The 16,505-nt window shown below is 68.9% G+C and carries 8 protein-coding genes; 4 read left to right on the plus strand and 4 right to left on the minus strand.

What is annotated here, in order from left to right; translation table 11 throughout:
• Both ABFD52_06210 and ABFD52_06215 read left to right on the plus strand, forming a co-directional pair.
• Positions 1 to 2,436 carry a M56 family metallopeptidase gene (locus ABFD52_06210; GenBank protein MEN6560347.1) on the plus strand — a complete coding sequence of 812 codons (2,436 nt, stop codon included), beginning with the start codon at positions 1 to 3 and terminating at the stop codon, positions 2,434 to 2,436.
• 359 nt (positions 2,437 to 2,795) lie between these two features.
• Entirely contained in the window at positions 2,796 to 5,840 is a 3,045-nt protein-coding gene (locus ABFD52_06215; protein ID MEN6560348.1) for a carboxypeptidase regulatory-like domain-containing protein, read from the plus strand.
• Between the two features lie 57 nt (positions 5,841 to 5,897).
• Here ABFD52_06215 and ABFD52_06220 read toward each other — a convergent pair whose 3' ends face one another.
• Both ABFD52_06220 and ABFD52_06225 read right to left on the minus strand, forming a co-directional pair.
• Complete coding sequence (locus tag ABFD52_06220) at positions 5,898 to 9,227, minus strand: PDZ domain-containing protein (protein MEN6560349.1); 3,330 nt, start codon at positions 9,225 to 9,227, stop codon at positions 5,898 to 5,900.
• Between the two features lie 115 nt (positions 9,228 to 9,342).
• On the minus strand, positions 9,343 to 10,635 hold the full coding sequence (locus tag ABFD52_06225) for an L-serine ammonia-lyase, iron-sulfur-dependent, subunit alpha (protein ID MEN6560350.1): 1,293 nt from the start codon (positions 10,633 to 10,635) through the stop codon (positions 9,343 to 9,345).
• Positions 10,636 to 10,758: 123 nt separating this feature from the next.
• Between ABFD52_06225 and ABFD52_06230 the strand changes: the two genes are divergently transcribed.
• Positions 10,759 to 12,504 (plus strand): zinc metalloprotease HtpX, encoded by a 1,746-nt coding sequence (locus ABFD52_06230; protein ID MEN6560351.1) that lies wholly within the window; start codon positions 10,759 to 10,761, stop codon positions 12,502 to 12,504.
• Positions 12,505 to 12,522: 18 nt separating this feature from the next.
• Here the strand turns inward: ABFD52_06230 and ABFD52_06235 are convergent, their stop codons facing one another.
• Together ABFD52_06235 and ABFD52_06240 are read right to left on the minus strand one after the other, a co-directional pair.
• Positions 12,523 to 13,230, minus strand: coding sequence for a hypothetical protein (locus ABFD52_06235; protein MEN6560352.1), 708 nt, complete (start codon positions 13,228 to 13,230; stop codon positions 12,523 to 12,525).
• Positions 13,231 to 13,281: 51 nt separating this feature from the next.
• Positions 13,282 to 14,175, minus strand: a complete 894-nt coding sequence (locus ABFD52_06240) for a C1 family peptidase (protein MEN6560353.1) — start codon at positions 14,173 to 14,175, stop codon at positions 13,282 to 13,284.
• Between the two features lie 227 nt (positions 14,176 to 14,402).
• On the opposite strand from ABFD52_06240, the gene ABFD52_06245 reads away from it, so the two are divergent.
• A complete protein-coding gene (locus ABFD52_06245; protein ID MEN6560354.1) occupies positions 14,403 to 16,505 on the plus strand; it encodes a TonB family protein in 2,103 nt (700 codons plus the stop codon).

Consider the following 16,505-nt stretch of genomic DNA (forward strand, 5'->3'; position numbering starts at 1 on the left):
ATGGCCGGTCTCGCCTCCGGAATTCCCGGCCTCGCCGCCGGGTATCTCCTCAAGACCACGGCGGTGATGGCCCTGGCCCTTCTGGCAGCCGCGGCCGCGAAGAGGCGGTCCGCGGCCTTCCGGCATTTCATCCTGTCAGCGGCCCTGATCGGCCTCGTCCTTCTCCCGTTCCTCTCGCTGGCCCCGGTCGGCTGGAAGGCCCCTCTCCTTCCCTCCTGGATGGCGGCGCCCTCGTTCACGCCGGCCGAAGCGGCGAAAGAGCCGGGCGGCAGCGGCGCCGTAGGAGTCCCGATCCCGGGCATCCCGCTTATAACTGCCGTCGGTCCCGGATCCCAGGCCTTTTCTTCCGGCACGGCGCCCGGCGGCCCCGCGATCGACGCGGCGCCCGGCCTTTCGCCCGATCCGGCGTCCGGCCGCAGTCCAGCGACGGATCCATCCCTCCTCGCCGCCGGGGCCGCCGATAGATCGAAAACGCCTTCCCCCGCCCTCGGGCTCCTGCTGGCGATAGCCTGGGGCGCAGGTCTCGCGGCGCTCCTCGTCCGGCTCGCCTTCGGCCTGGCCGGAGCGTCGCGATTGACGGCCCAGGGCGCGCCCCTCGACGGTCCTTCCTGGCGCGCTCTCCTCGAACGCTTCCTCGCGCTCCTGCCGCTCCGGCGCCGGGTCCGCCTCAAGTCGCATCCCCAGGTCCCGGTGCCGCTGACCTGGGGCTGGCGCAGGCCGGTCGTGCTCTTCCCGGACGGCGCGGAGGCCTGGAGCGACGACGAGCGATCGTCGGCCCTTTGCCACGAGCTCGCGCACGTCAAGCGGGGGGATTTCCTGGTCATGCTCCTCGTCCGGGCGGGCCTGGCCCTGTTCTGGTGGAACCCGCTCTGCTGGCTCGCCTACCGCAGGCTCCTCAAGGAGCAGGAGATCGCCTGCGACCAGCTGGTCCTGCGCGCCGGCATCCGGCCGTCGGCCTACGCCGCCAGCCTGCTCGCCTTCCGGCGCTCGGCCGGGCTTCGCTGGAGCCCATCGGCGGCCCTGCCGGGCATCCTGGGGCGGTCGCCGTTCCAGGAGCGCCTGGCGGCCATCCTCAAACAAAAAATGACATTCATGGAGGTCAAGATGAAAACCAAGATCACCGTTGCCCTGGTCCTGGTCGCGGCCGTGGCCCTGGTCGGAACGGCCCGCCCGGCTGCTGGACGCGACGCCGCGGTCCCGAAGACGGTCCTGGCCGAGACGGCCGCGCCCGCGGCGGTTTCGTTGACGCCCGTCCTCGAAGCCCGGGCGACCGCCGGGACGGCCGCGTCGCCCGCCGCCGCCCAGGAAAAGGCGAAGGAACAGGAAAAGGCCCAAGCCGCCGCGAAGGCCAAGGAGGCGGAGAAGGCCGAAAAGGAAAAGAAGGTCGTCGAAGAGACGGTCGTCGTCCGTTCGAAGGGCGACAAGTCGCCGATCCAGATCACCATCAGCGAGGGCGGCCGGGTCAAGAAGCTCCTCCTCGATCACTCGGTGACCATCACCAGGAGCGCGGACGGCGATGCCCTCCTGCTGACGCCCGAAGGCAAGGAGCCCATCGTGCTCGAGGGCGAGCCCCTGCGCATCGAGATCATGGGCGGCCGGCTCGAGTTCGCCAAGGAGGGCCGGCTGCTGGAAGCGAGCGAAGACGGCGGGTTGCGGGTCATCCTGGAGGGCGACGCGAAAGACGGCCGGACTGTCTATCGCGCCGCGCCGGGCGCGAAAACCGAGCCCCGGACGGTCAAGATCGTGACCGAGGACGGCAAGACCGTCGTCCTGACGCCCCGGCCCGGGCACGCCGAGGGCCAGGCCTTCTCCCTCGCCAAGGAGGCCGGCGGGGTCTGGACCGCGGTCGAGGCCAAGCCGAACAAGGCCGTCTGGATCGCCGAACGCGACGAGGAGATGCTGAAGAAGATCCAGGCCCTCGAGGAGCAGGTTCAAGCGATCAAAGCCAGGAAGATGGACATCTCGGCCCTCGAGGAATCGCTGAAGAAGCTCGAGGCCGAGCTCAAGGCCAGGGAAGAGAAGCTGAAGACGCTTGCCCGCAGGATCGAGGAGGAAAACGGCCCGGAGCCGGGCCTCGTCGACGTCAAGAAAAGGGTTGTCCGCGAGGCGCCGGAGAAAGGCGACGCCTCCGAGATCCGGGAGCGGGACGAGGAGGCCGTCAAGAAAGCCAAGGTCATGGTCACGGCCGGGAACGGCGGCGACATCTCCCTGGTTTTCACGGGCCAGGAAGGACCCGAGGGGCGGAAGGCCTATGAGCGGGCCGTCGCCCGGCTGAAGCAGGAGCTTCCCGAAGGCTGCAGGATCACCTCGCAGGAATACGACCCGGAGACGGGCGCCATGACCTTCAAGATCGGGACGCCCAAGGACAAGAAGACCGACGAGGCGCTCGTCAGGAAGCTGGTCGACACCGTCCGTTCCGAGATCGAAAAGAAGTAAGCGCCTGGACCTGTTCGGGCGGCCCCGGCGCCCTTGATTTTTCGCTGGACATTCGGGATCCCTTCCATTATTTTATCCATGTTCAGGGGGTGAGATCGCCCGTCGTCGAAAGAAGGGGCGCCTGTCTCATTTTCAGGCTCTATCCAGCCCGGGCGGCGCCCTGAGCTGATCCGGAGCGAGGGATCTGCCGGGATCGGGATAAGAAGCGAATATCAGGGCGGATATCGCGACGCGAGGAGGTTCTGCGGAGGATTCTCCATGAGAGGGAGCTTCGCATGAGCAGGGCTCCTTGACGCTGACCTTCGTTGTTCGGCCCTTGATCTTCTTTATGTCATCGAAGAAGGAAAGGAGGCCATCAATTGAGGATCAAAGCAATATTCGCGATTGCGCTGGCGCTGGCCGTGATATCCCCTCTCGGCGCCCAGCTGAGCAAGCAGACGGGCACGATCACGGGCTCGATCAGGGACGAGCAGGGCGTCCCCCTGCCCGGCGCCGCCGTCACGGTCGCCGGGCCCAAGCTGCTCGGCCAGGCCACCGACGTCTCCCGCGCCGACGGCACCTACGTCATCCGGGCGCTTCCGCCGGGCGTTTACACGCTGACCATCGCCCTGCCGGGCTTCGCCACGGCCAAGAAGGAGGGCATCGACGTCCACGTCGGCATGACCCTCGAGCTCAACTTCAGCATGAAGCAGGGCGCGCTGGCCGAGGAAGTCACGGTCGTCGGCGTCGCGCCGACCGTCGACGTCAGGAGCACCAAGACGACCCTGATCATGGACGCCTCGTCCCTGACCCAGCTGCCCCTCAACCGCAGCGTCTTCAACGTCATCGCGGCCGCGCCGGGGGCCTACCAGAACCCGGACGACAGCCAGCAGTTCCTGGTCCACGGCGGCACCGGCATCTCCAACACCTTCGACGTCGACGGCGTCAACACGAACTGGGCGGCCGACTACGGCGTCTGGTTCAGCGAGATCGGCTATGACTCCATGGACGAGGTCGAGGTCATCACGGGCGGCATCGCCGCCGAGGACACGGTGCCCGGCGGCGCCCTGATCAACGTCGTCACCAAGTCCGGCGGCAACGCCTTCCACGGCCAGGTCCAGGCCTACTACACCTCGGAGCACCTCAGCCAGTACCAGTTCACCAAGGAACAGCTCGACATCTTCGGCCTGTCCCGGCCGGCCGTGTCCGTCTACGAGGTCGAACCGACCTTCCAGCTGGGCGGCCCGATCATCAAGGACCGGCTCTGGTTCTTCACCGACGTCGGCCTGCAGAAGTCCAACCGCCACAGCGGCTTCGTCCCGACGACGATCCTGGGCAATTCCTACTCGCCCTATGACCAGGCCGAGACCTTCACCAAGGGCTTCCTCAAGCTGACCGGCCGGATCACGGACAAGCTCCGCATCGCGCTCTACGGGTCGTACATCAAGGACCGGGCCCCCCACAACTGGGGCGGCGAATACACGACCGAAGAGGCTTCGTACGACTACACCGACAAGCGCTGGAAGTTCAACGCCTCGGCCAGCTGGTTCCTCGACAAGAACTCGTTCTTCGAGTTCCGCAGCGGGGCCAGCGGCATGGTCGATTGGATGCTCCCCCAGCCCGGCACCGAGGACAGCGCCAGCTACTACGACTATTACACCTACTACAGCTGGGGCCGGAACTGGCGCGAGCGCCACTCGAACAGCACCAACTGGCAGAACACGGTCGACTTCACCCATTTCGCCGATTCCGTCCTGGGCGGCGACCACGAGTTCAAGGCCGGGTTCATCCACCAGTTCATCTTCTACAACTGGCCCTGGTTCCGGAAGAACCCCCTGGACGCCTACTACTGGGACGGCAGCCCCTACCTCTTCGACGCCTGGTACGGCTCGGACGTCTACGGCGACGCGCCCCTGGGCGTCCTCTTCTGCGGCCCCAACGACGGCGACACCTACTCCCGGGGCAACATGCTCCGGCTGGGCGGCTACGTCCAGGACTCGATGACCATCAAGAACCGGCTGACCCTGAACTTCGGCCTGCGCTACGACCACTACATGGGCTACCTGCCCGCGGCCGACAAGAAGGCCGTGGCCGGCATCGGCCTGGCGATCGGCGAGGCCGCCCTGACGCCGCTCTTCGGCTTCAACGCCCTTGACGACATGCACATGAACGCCTGGAAGCCGGCCCTCCAATGGGGCGCCCTGACGCCCCGGCTGGGCTTCATCTACGATCTCTTCGGCAACGGCAAGACGGCCGTCAAGGGCAGCTTCTCCGTCTACTCGGACTTCATGTCGACGATGTATTTCGACACCTCCCACCCCTTCCGGGAATGGGAGATCTTCTTCAGCTGGTGGGACGACAACCACAACGGCGACTACGACGCGCCGGGGATCGACAGCTATGCCTGGCTCGACGGCTGGGGCAAGAATCCCCTCGAGTTCTCGCCGGACTATTACCAGAAGACCGTGGCCAAGCACATCAAGTCCCCGCTCTATTACGAGTACACGGCCGGGCTCGACCACACCCTGGCCCGGGACTGGAGCGTCCGGCTGAAGTACATCCACAAGACCAAGGTCCACACGGTCGACACCGTCTATTACGACCCGGACAGCGACCGGGTCTGGAACACCTACGAGTCGGCGACCGATTGGTGGGTGCCGTTCACGACCGTCATCCCCGCCGTCGGCGGCTACCCGGAGAAGACGGTGACGATGTACTTCATGTCCAACGACGCGCCCGCGCCGTTCTACCAGTTCCGCAACGTCCCCGGGGCCAAGCGCAACTACGACGCCGTCGAGCTCGCCTTCGACAAGAAGATGTCCCGGGGCTGGTCCTTCGGCGGCTCCGTCATCCTCTCCAGGACGAGGGGCAACAACGCCGGCGACTACGGCTCGGTCTGGGGCTACGGCGCGGCCTATGACGACGCCAACTGGTTCGTCAACCGCTATGGGCGGGTGCCCGAGGACGTGCCCCTGGGGATCAAGCTCTACGGCGCCTTCAAGCTGCCCTACGGCTTCATGGCCTCGTTCTTCGCCCAGGCCTTCAGCGGCCAGCCGTACCAGCGCACGGTGACGGTCTACGCCCCGCCCGACTGGGCCGAAGCCCACAACGTCAACACCCTGTTCTACTACACGATCAACGTCGAGACCCAGGGCGCGCGCCGCCGCGAGTCCCGGAACAACGTCGACGTCCGGCTGGAAAAAGAGTTCGCCTTCCGCCGCATCGGCACGCTCAGCTTCTTCCTCGACGTCTTCAATCTCCTCGGCGACAAGCACATCGTCGCCGGACTCGATCCGGCCGGTTACTGGTATCCCGACGCCGAGAACACCAGCTCCGGGTCCTACTCGACGGATTACTACTATGGCAAGGTCACGGGCACGACCGGCCAGAGGGTCGTCAAGCTCTCGGCCCGGTTCTCGTTCTAGCTTCGCGCTCATCCGGGAGGGCGGTCCGGCCCGGGCCGCCCTCCCCTTCCCTGTCCGCTACTTGCGGACGCGGACCGGATAGGGCGGGCGCTTCGGCCTGGCCGGCGGGTTCGCCTTCAGCTCGTCCATGACGACCTTGATGGCCGCCTCGAGCTGCGGATCATGCCCGGCGATGACGTCTTTCGGCGTTTGCTCGACCTCGAGGTCGGGCGGCACGCCGACGTTCTCGACGATGAAGCCGTCTTCCGTCCAGATGGCCAGGTTGGGCGCCGTCACCGAGCCGCCGTCCATCAGCAGGGGGAAGCCGAGCATCCCGACCAGGCCGCCCCACGTCGTCGTGCCGACGATCTTGCCCAGGCCGAACTTCCGCCACATGTAGGGCAGGAGGTCGCCGCCCGAGCCGGCCGACTCGTTGACGATCATGACCTTGGGCCCCTGGATCGAGGCGCTCGGCGTCTTGAGATCGGCGCCGTAGCGCATGGCCCAGTAGGCCGAGACGGGCTTGCGCAGCCAGTCGAGGTAGTAGTCGGCGACCAATCCTCCCCCGTTGAAGCGCTCATCGACGATGATGGCCTCCTTGTCGGCCTGGGGGAAGAAATAGCGCTTGAAGTAGACATGGCCGAGGGTCGCCGTGTTGGGGACGTAGACGTAGGCGACGCGGCCGCCGGTGGCCTCCTGGACCCTGCTGATGTTGCCCTCGACCCAGTCGCGGTTGCGCAGGGCCGATTCGTCGGGGACGGGCACGACCTTGACCGGCCGGGCGCCCCGGCCGTCCGGGGACGGGCCGACCGTGATCTCGACGATCTTCCCGGCCGTGGCCTCGAACCGGGCGAAGAGGTTGTCCGGCGGGACGAGCGGCCGGCCCTCGACGGCCAGCAGGTACTCGCCCGCCTCGACCTCGGCGCCGGGCTCGGCCAGGGGCGCCCGCAGCTCGGGCGTCCAATTGAGCCCGCCGTAGACCTTCTTGAAGCGATAGCGTCCGTTCTCGACGGCGTAGTCCGCGCCGAGCAGTCCGCCGGGCACGCGGGCCGGCGAAGCGGGGAAGTCGCCGCCGGCGAGGCGGTGGTGGCCGACGACCAGCTCCGAGCACATCCACTGGATGAGCCGGTTCAGGTCGGCCCGGCAGGCCAGGTCGGGCAGGAAGGCCGCGTACTTGGCCTTCATGGCCTTCCAGTCTGCGCCGTGGAAATTCGGGTCGTAGAAGAAATCGCGGTTGACGCGCCAGGCCTCATCGAAGATCTGCGGCCACTCGGCCGACGGCACGACGCGGACCTCGACGGCGTCGATATCGAGCCGGCCCTTGCCCGGCTCGGGCTTGCCGGACGCCGGCAGGATGGACCATCCGCCGGCGGAAGCGACGAGCATCTTCTTGCGGTCGGCCGTCAAACGGAAGGAGATGTTGGCCGGCCCGGCGGCTTCGTCCCTGCGGGAGGCGAGGTCGAAGACACGGATGGAGGAATCGCCGGGACCGCCAGAGGTCGAGGTGGGCGGCGGGTCGGCCTTGCGGTAGAAGATCTTGCCGCCCTCGCCCGCCTGGAGATTGCTGTAAACGCCGGCCAGGAGGGGCGCGGCGACGATGCGATGGGAGAAGCCGTCGAAGTCGATGCGGACAAGCGCCGGCCCCGGGGCCGGCGCGGCGGCCTTGGCCTTGTCCGCAGCCGCGGTCCCCTTTCCCGCAAGCTTGTCGGCGGCCGGTTTTTCGTCCTTGGGCTTCTCCTCGTCGCTCTCCCTGGCCAGCGGATTGGGCAGGTCCTGGCGCAGGACCGCCAGATAGAGCGACACGGTCCGGCGGGCGTCCTCTTTCGACATGTCGAACCACTGGTTCGCCGGGCCGGCGTCGGTCGAGGCCAGGAACCAGAGGTACTTGCCCTCGGCGTCGAAGGTCGGCTCGTCGACGTCGCTCAGGCCGTCGGTGACCGGGAAGGACTTGTCCTGGTCGAGCGAGTAGATATGGACGCGGCGGAAGTAGGTCGGCGTGCCCAGGGTGTAGGCGATCCACCTGGAGTCAGGGCTCCAGGACGTGCGCATGGCCGCCACGACGCCGATGCGATAGAGCCCCTCGGAGGCGATCTTCCTGACCGCGCCCGTTTTGATATCGAGCCAGAACAGGGTCAGCGAATTGTCGGCGAAGGCGATCTTGGCGCTGTCGGGCGACCAGTTCGGCGAGCCGTAGAAGCCGGCGCCCCCGAGCGTGAACCTGCGGACCTCGCCCCGGCCGTCCTGGGCCCGGATGTGCAGGGCGTATTCGCCCGATTCGTCGGAGAAGTAGGCGATCAAGCGGCCGTCGGGCGACCAGGCCGGGTTGCGCTCATGGACGCCCGGGGTCATGGTCAGGTTGCGGGGGTCGCCCTGCTCGGCCGGGACGGTGACTATCTCGCCCCGGAACTCGAAGACGGCCCGGGCCCCGGTCGGCGACACGCCGTCGGCGAAGATCCACTGCGGGCCCTTGGCGTAGCGCTCGCGGAGCTCCGGCAGGTCGGCGGCGACGCCGATCTTGAGGCGGCGGTCGCGGCCCTGGGCGACGTCGTAGATGTGGAGCGCGCCGGCCTGCTCGAAGACGACGCGGCCGGCGCCGGCCGAGGCCGAGAGCACGGGGAAGTCCCGGAAATCGGTCAGCTGCTCGACCTTCCCGGCGGCCGGATCGAAGGCGAACAGGTTGAACTCGCCGTTGCGGTCGGAGCGGAAGATGATCTTGCCGCCGACCCACATCGGGTCGACGTCGTTCGACCGGCCAGCCGGCTGGGGCAGCTTCTCGATGCCGTCATCCCGGGTGTCGAAGATCCAGATCCGCGAGAACCGGCCGCCGCGGTAGTTCTTCCACTGGCTGAAGGCCTCGGGGAAGGGGGTGTAGGCGATGAACCGGCCGTCGGGCGAGATCTCCGCGTCAGAGGCGTACGGCACCTTGACCCTCTCGGGCCCGCCGCCGGCCACGGGCACGGTGAAGAGCTGGGTATAGGCCCGGTTGTCCGAAAAGCGGCTGGAGACGAAGAGCACGGACCGGCCGTCGGGCGTGAACCCGGCGACGAGGTCGGCCCCCGGGTGCCAGGTCAGGCGCCTGGGCACGCCGCCGCCGGCCGGCACGACGAAGACGTCCGTATTGCCGTCGTACTGGCCGCTGAAGGCGATGAGCGAGCCGTCGGGCGAGAAGACGGGGTTCGTCTCCGTCCCGGGGTTCGTGGTCAGCTGCCGGACGTCCCGGCCGTCGAGGCCGGCCGTCCAGAGATCGTTGGCGTAGACGAAGACGATGCGGTCGGCCGAGACGGCCGGCTTGGTCAGCATCCTGGTGTCGACGGTATCGACGGCCCCGAGCCCTCCGGCCAGGGCCAGGATGAGCGCCGCGGCCGGGACGAGCGTCGAAACCGGGGCCCTGGGATTCCTTTTCTTCATCGGGACCTCCTCGCGGGACTGGGAATGCAAAGGGGAGACTATACACGGGCCCGGGCGAGCCTGTCAAAGAGAGGCGGCGCGCCAGGCCCGGGGGCCAGCCCAGGGCGCGGATCGTTCAGGCCTGTCCGCTGCGGGGGGCCTTGTCCTGGAGGATGCGGACCACGGTGGAATCGACGAAGGCCATGCCCTCGAGGGAGATCCGGCTGAGGTTGCGGATGGACTCCTCCGCCGACATCCCCAGCACGCCGTCGTCATGGGACAGGCCGTAGCCGGCCAGGGCCATGAAAGCGGAGCGCATGGCCGATTCCGCCCCGGTCGTGATCTTCATGGCGCAGCCGGACTTGGCCCCGTCGCAGATTATGCCGCAAAGGTCGCCGATGACGTTGTCGATCGAGAAGGTGATCCTCTTCATGTCGATCCCCGCCTTCTGGTAGACGATCGCGATCGACGCGGCGATGCTTGCCGCGATGGCGCAGCCGCAGATGACCGAGAGCTCGCCGGTGAAGCACTTGATGTAGGAGTTCACGGCGTGCCCGACGGCGACGCTTTCCTGGATCCGGGCCAGCTCGACATCCTGGTCGCGGCCGACGATGTAGGGGACGAGGGTCGTGAGCACGCCCTGGTTGCCGGACCCGCCGCTGGTCATGACGGGCTCCGGCAGCCCGCCCATGCGGGCGTCGACCGCCGAGGCCACCTTCTCCGTGGCCCGGCAGAAGAGATCGTCCGCCTTGAACCCTTGTTTCATCATCTGCCGGAGCTGATAGGCGTTCCTTTTAAGGTCGACCCCCTTCTCGGCCGCGGCCAGGTTCATGTCGATGCCGCGCTGGATGTAGGCGCGGTCCTCGGCGTCCAGGGCGGCGGCTTCCCGCAGGACCTGGGCCAGGGTCATGGACCTCATGCGGGCCCGGTAGCCGCCGTCCGCGGCGGGGACCCGGGCGGAACCGCCGACGATGATCCGGCCGTCCTTCTCCAGGAGAACGATGTTCGCATGCCCGCCGGCCACCACGCACCGCGACCGCGCCGCGCCGCCCTCGACCCTGGCCTCGATGTAGAGGCCCTTCTCGTCCTCCTTGCAGGCATAGGACGCGGTGCCGCCCTCGACCAGGGCCATCGCCCGGGCCAGGACGCCGGACGGGACCTCCCTGAGGACCTCCAGGCGAAGCCCGGGCCGGGCGATGACCGCGCCCAGGGCCGCCGCGACCAGGTTGCCTTTCCGGCTGCCGCTGTTGGGTATGGTGACCGCGGCGCCGTTCTTGTAGGTGCCGGGATCGACGGTGAGCGCCAGCTTCTCGACCGGAAGGCCGAGCGCGCCGGCCGCTGCGGACATGGCATAAGCGCAGGCCACGGGCTCCGTGCAGCCGACGGCCGGGAAGACCTCGTGGGCCAGGATCTCTTTAAGCAGGGTCATCTTATAATTGTACCGACTCTGCCGCTCCCCGGCAAGGACGGCGCCGCCGAGCCCCCGGCCGGGCCGGGCCCCGGCCGGAGATTGACCGGGCCGGCGGCTTTCGATTAAGATGTCCGAAACGCCATGGCCGGTCCGCCGCGCGACTTCTACGAAATTCAGCAACGGCAACGCCGCCGGAGCCTGCCCCTCTTCGCCGTGGTGCTTCTCTTCCACTTCGCATTGCTCGGGCTCATCGGCCTGGCCCTGCTGGCCACGGTCGGGCTCTTCGCCGGCCTGGGCCTTTTCAGCTCGCCTGGTTTCTGGCCCCGCTTCCTGCTCGGCGACCTGGCCGTCGCATCGGTCGTGGCCGTCCTCCATTTCCAGGACGCGCGCAAGAACGGCCCCCGCGTCATCCTGCGGCGCCTCCAGGCCGCGACGCCCGACGTCGCCGACCGCTACCACGTCCAGTTCCTCGACACCCTCGACGAGATCCGGCTGGCCGCAGGCCTGCCCCGCGTCAACGCCTACGTCCTGCCCTCGTTCGCCGTCAACTCGCTGGCCCTGATCGACGCCGACGGCACGCCGGCCGTGGCCGTCACCGAGGGCCTGCTGGCCGAGGGGACGCGCGACGAGCTCCAGGCGGCGGCCGCCCACGAGCTGGCCCACATCGCCCGGGGCGATGCCTTCTACGTGACCCTCGTCTGCTCGCTGGCCAATCTCTTCGAGACGTTCAAGGACGCCCTCGGCGCCGCGGCCGACGACGACGGGGATCAGCGGCGAGGCCGACGGGGCGCCGGCTTCCCGCCGGTCCTGTTCTACGGCGCCGTGGTCCTGTCCGCCCTGGTCATGCGCCTGCTGAGCATGCTCGTCAGCCGGGAGCGCGAGCTGCTGGCCGACGCCGCGGCCGTCGAGTTCTGCCGCTCCCCCGAGGCCCTGGCCCGCATCATCACCAAGGCCCATCTCAAGAACGCCTTCGTCGGCGATTTCGCCTCGAGCTACGCCCCTCTCTTCATCGTCCCGCCCGGCGCCCGAGACGTGCCCGACACCCTGGCCGGCCGCATCTTCAGCTCCCACCCGCCGCTCATGGCCCGCCTCGGCGCGCTGGCGGCCATGGTCCACAAGAAGCCGCAGGATCTCATCGAGTCGGTGCGTGAGGAAGAGCGGACCCGGGACCGGGCCCGCGGCGTGCTCCATTCCTACGAGGAGCTGCGCCGGCCCCAGCTCGAGCTGTTCGCCGGCCGGGGGGGGGCGCCCGGGGATGCCGCGCCGGCCGCCGCCGAGGAAGCCCGGACCTGGATGCTGGCCGGCGCCGGCGAAGGATCCTGGGAGGGGCCGTTCACCATCGCCGAGCTCCTGGGCCGGCCGCGCTTCTCGGCCATCATGAAGGTCCGGAACACGCAGGAGGGGGTCGAGGCCCTGGCCCGCGAGTTCCCGCAGGTCCGGATCGCCCTCCACGACCTGGCCCGCAAGAAGCCGCTGGCGCCCGGACGGCAGAACCTCTGTCCGCGCTGCCGAGTTCCCCTGGCCGAGGCGTTCTACGAAGGGGTCGGCGTCCGCCTCTGCCCCCGCTGCGGCGGCAAGCTGGTGGACGCGGCCTCGGTCGACCGGATCGTGGCCCGGCGCGAGGTCGATTTCTCCGAGGCGCTGCGCGAGAAGGCCAGGCGCTTCAAAGAGGCGGCCGTGCGCAATCCGCTCCGGCGCCAGAAGATCGAGTCGGACCTGGCCGCGGGCCTGCCCTGCCCGAACTGCGGCTTCAGGCTGGCCGCCCGGCCGTACAGCTACCAGGATTTCGTGCCGGTCGACAAGTGCCTGTCGTGCGGCAAGATCTGGTTCGACGCGGACGAGCTCGAGATCCTCCAGATCCTCATCGAGGACCGGGCGGCGAAGTAGGCGCCGGCCGCCGCGGCCTCAGTCGAAGACCTTTTCCAGGTCCTGATAGCGGCCGTGGATCTTGAGGACCGCCTGCTCGACGGCGGCGCCGTCGGCCTTCGGCCCGAGGCCGGCCAGGACGTCGGCCGCCTTGACCAGCTCGCCCGCGGCCTTGGCGAAGGCCTCGGCCTTGGGCTGGAGCCTGGCCGACAGCTTGGCCTGGGGGATGGCCTCGGCCTTGGCCTTGAGCTCGGGCGCGGCGGCCCGGACGGCCGCCCAGTCCTTGGCCGCGAGGTTCGTGTGGTAGACGACGTAGAGGACCTTGTGGAAGGCGTCCATCTCCTGGAGCACCGGCCGGATGATCCGGACGAGCATCTCGTACTTGGCGTGGAGCGCTTCCGCGGCCTCGAGCATGGCCTTGTCGTCGGAGCCCTTGGCCGCCGCGTCGTAGGCCTCGACGGACCTGCGGAACTCGGCCAGGCCGGCTTCGTACTTGACCTGCTTCTCGCGCAGGATGCCGGGCAGCTTGGCCGCGAAGACCTTGGCCGCCAGCTCGTCGACCTGCGGCGCCAGGCTCTTCAGCATGGCGATGTCCTTGTCGGGATAGGCGGTGTGCCAGACGGGATAGATGACTTCGTGGAAGGCGGCCAGCTCGGGCACGCTGCTCTCGGTCTCCTGGGCCCGGGCTGCGAGAGCGGCGGCGGCGAAGAGAACAAGGGCGATGGCGCATGAGCGACGGAACATCATGAGGTCCTCCTGCGATGGATGATAGCGAGCGGCCATTATATCGGAACAGTCTCAGATTTTGAACTCGCCGGTGTCGATCCAGTCCTTCTTCAGGACCGACCAGAAGTCCTCGGCCAGGCCCTTCTGGACGTAGGCGTAGGGCAGCCAGCCGTAGCCTTTCTCGCCCCAGCCCTTGCCCCAGGAGTTGCGGATGAGCAGGGCGCCGCGCCAGGCCTCGCCGCCGGCCGCGTTGGCGATGGACATCCCGTCGTCATAGCCCATGGCCACGACGGCGTGACCGCCCTCGATGCGCTCGCGGCCGAAGGGCACGGGGATGCGGCCGGTCGCGGCGGCCTGGTCGATCGAGCTGTAGACCGTGAAGCCGAACATGGCCGGGTGGCCGGCGGCGAGGTAGGTTTTAAGCTTCTCGAGCACCTCGGCCCGCGCCGCGCCGGCCGGATCGTGACGATAGTACAGCAGGGTCTTGTAGTTCTGGGCGAACGCGTAGCAGAAAGCGGGCGGCTCCTTGTCGAAGCCGTCCTCGGCGTCGGTGTACGGCCAGTAGGGCTCGGGCGGGACGCCGAAGAGCACCATGGCCCCCATGGTCGTGCGCAGGTAGGCCCCCGAATCGCCCCGGCTCTTCATTAGGTCGCGGGTGGCCTTGTAAAGGAAAAGCCGCGAAGCCTCGACATGGCGGCCGAAGGCTTTCCGCTCGTAATACTCGATGAGGCCCGCGCCGGCCTGGGCGGTGCAGGAGCCGAGCGCGCCCTGGTCCTCGACCGGCGAGGCCCACGGCCTCAGGTCGACGGCGGCCGGCAGCCGCGGCGGCCGTGGCCCGCGCGGCGCGCCGGAGGCGAGGCCGGTCGGCCCGAGGATCGCGCGGACGCCGGGCGTCTCCCCGGTGTAGTCGCGGATATCGGGCAGATCCGGGATCCAGCCCATGGCCCGCGTTTTCGTGTCATCCATCTTCCCCTCCTTAAATTGGGCTCTTACCTATCGATTACGCGATCCGCCCCCGCCGGTTCAGATCGGCGGCTTCCGGGGGCCGTCCCCCGGGGGCGGGGGGGAAATCATCCCCGGAATCATCTATAGGGGTGATTGACCCCGTCAAGGGGTGAGAAAAAAATGGGACCATGCGAAAGCGATCGCCGTCCGAACACGTGTCCGGCGGCAAAAAGCCTTAGGACAAGGGCATGAAAAAGATCCTCATCATCGATTATGACCAGAGCTCGCTGGCCGCCCTGCAGTCGGTCTTTTCGGGGCAGGGCTACCAGGTCGTCACCGCGGCCGACGGGCAGTCCGGCTGGGACAAGTACAACAAGGAGTCCCCGGACCTCGTGCTGATGGAGGCCATGCTGCCCAAGATCCACGGCTTCGAGCTCTGCCAGAGGATCACGTCCGAACGAAATTCCCAGGCCACGGTCTTCATCATGACCGGGGTCTACAAGGACCGGGTTTACAGGACCGAGGCCCTCCGGACCTACGGCGCCGCCGAGTACTTCGAGAAGCCGCTCAAGATGGCCGAGCTTGTGGCCTCGGTCGAGGCCGTCATCGGCAAGCCCGAGCCCAGGCCGGCCGAGGAGCCGCAGGCCGCGGCCGGGCCGGTCCCGCCGCGCCGGTCCGAGCCCCGCCGGCGCGAAAGATCCAGGGACGACGACGCTATCTTCGCCTTGCCGGAGGACCTCGACCGCCTGAGCCGGGAGATCCCCAAGGTCCGCAAGCCGGGCTCCGCGCCGGCGCCGGCGCATCGCGAAACTGCCGACGACGACGCGCGCCTCGACGCCCTGACCGACAACCTTCTCAAGAGCGTCCTTGTCGAGCAGACGCCTCCGGCCAAGACGGTCGTCCCCAAGCCCGCCGGCGGGAACGGCAACGGGAACGGCAAGGGGAGCGCCGATATCGACAACTTCCTGAAGTCCGCCCTGGCCGGCCTCGACCTGACCAAGGAAAAGGTCAAGGTCCCCAAGACGGCGCCACTGCCGCCGGCCCCAGTCAAGTCCGATCCCGCGCCCACGCCGCCCCCGGCTCCGGCCGTCCAGGCGAAGCCCCGGCCGATGACGCCGCCGGCTCCCCCGGTCGAGCCGAAGCCCAGGCCGACGCCCCAGCGGCCGACGCCGCCGCCTCCGGCGCCGAAGCCGGCCGCGTCCGTGTTCGCGCCGGCCAAGACCGACATGAAGAACACCCTGACCCCGGGCGATCCCGGGTCGGACGTCTCGCCCTTCTTCGTTCCCGAAAAGACGAAGCCCGAGCCCGCCGCCGAAAAGCCCAGGGCCCCGCTCCCGGAGAGGAAATCCGCGCCGGTGTCGGAGCCTGTCCGGCGGGAGGCCATCCTGCCGGAGGCCCCGCGGCGCGAGCCGGCGCGGCCCGCGCCCCTCAATCCCGAGCCCGTCAGCCCCGAGCCGCAGAAGCGGGAAGCGGAAGCGATCGCGGCGGCCGACATCTTCGGGGGAATGGCCGAAGAGACCGTGAAGAAGGGCTTCCCGAAGGCCGTGGCCGTCGCCATCGGCGTCGTGGCCGTGGCGGCCGTCGGGTTCATCCTCCTGCGGCCGAAGCACCAGGCCCCGGCCCCGGACGCGAACCAGGCCGCCCAACAGGCCGTGAATCCGCCGGGCCTCGCGGCCCAGCCGGTCGAAACGGCCCCGGCCCCCGAGGCCAAGCCCGCCCCGGTCAAGCCGAAGGCCCAGCCCAAGGCCAAGCCTGCCGCGGCCGAGCCCGCCGGCGCCGAGGCCATCCTGCCGGCCGAGACCAACCCGGCCGCCCTGCCGCCGCTCGCTGCGCCCCCCGATAAGGGAACGGCGTCCGGCCAGCCGGGCCCCGGCTCGGACCAGGCGGCGGCCGACGCCGCGGCGGCGAAGACGACGGAACCCGGCGCGCCGGCCGCGGACACGGCGGCCAACCCGGCCCAGGGAGCGCCGGCCGGCGCCGGGGCCGCGCCCGAGACGGCCGCCCCCTCCCCCGCCCCGGTCAGCGAGGGCGCACTCGTCCCGCTCGGATCGGTCACCGAGCCGCCGAAGCTCGTCAAGTCGGCCAACCCGGTCTATCCGGCCGCGGCCCAGCGCCTCGGTTTCGGCGGATCGATCACCGTCAACGCCCTGATCGATGAGAAGGGCAACGTCATCGACACGGGCATCCTCAAGGGCCTGCAGGACGACAACGGCCTCGGCAAGGCCGCCGAGACGGCCGTGAAGAAGTGGAGGTTCCAGCCGGCGCGCGTCAACGGCGTCGCCGTCAAGGTCTGGAAACCGTTCGTCATCGTGTTCAAGCCGGAAGCCAACCCGGCCAGGAGCATGGCTTAA

Source organism: Acidobacteriota bacterium (genome assembly GCA_039683095.1).
Classification (GTDB): Bacteria; Acidobacteriota; Aminicenantia; order Aminicenantales; family Saccharicenantaceae; genus RBG-16-66-30.

Excerpts from the sequence above, each read along its gene's own strand:
- ABFD52_06230 (MEN6560351.1), top strand. The coding sequence starts at position 10,759 with ATGGCCGGTCCGCCGCGCGACTTCTACGAAATTCAGCAACGGCAACGC.
- ABFD52_06240 (MEN6560353.1), bottom strand. The coding sequence starts at position 14,175 with ATGGATGACACGAAAACGCGGGCCATGGGCTGGATCCCGGATCTGCCC.
- ABFD52_06235 (MEN6560352.1), bottom strand. The coding sequence starts at position 13,230 with ATGATGTTCCGTCGCTCATGCGCCATCGCCCTTGTTCTCTTCGCCGCC.
- ABFD52_06220 (MEN6560349.1), bottom strand. The coding sequence starts at position 9,227 with ATGAAGAAAAGGAATCCCAGGGCCCCGGTTTCGACGCTCGTCCCGGCC.
- ABFD52_06245 (MEN6560354.1), top strand. The coding sequence starts at position 14,403 with ATGAAAAAGATCCTCATCATCGATTATGACCAGAGCTCGCTGGCCGCC.
- ABFD52_06210 (MEN6560347.1), top strand. The coding sequence starts at position 1 with ATGGCCGGTCTCGCCTCCGGAATTCCCGGCCTCGCCGCCGGGTATCTC.
- ABFD52_06225 (MEN6560350.1), bottom strand. The coding sequence starts at position 10,635 with ATGACCCTGCTTAAAGAGATCCTGGCCCACGAGGTCTTCCCGGCCGTC.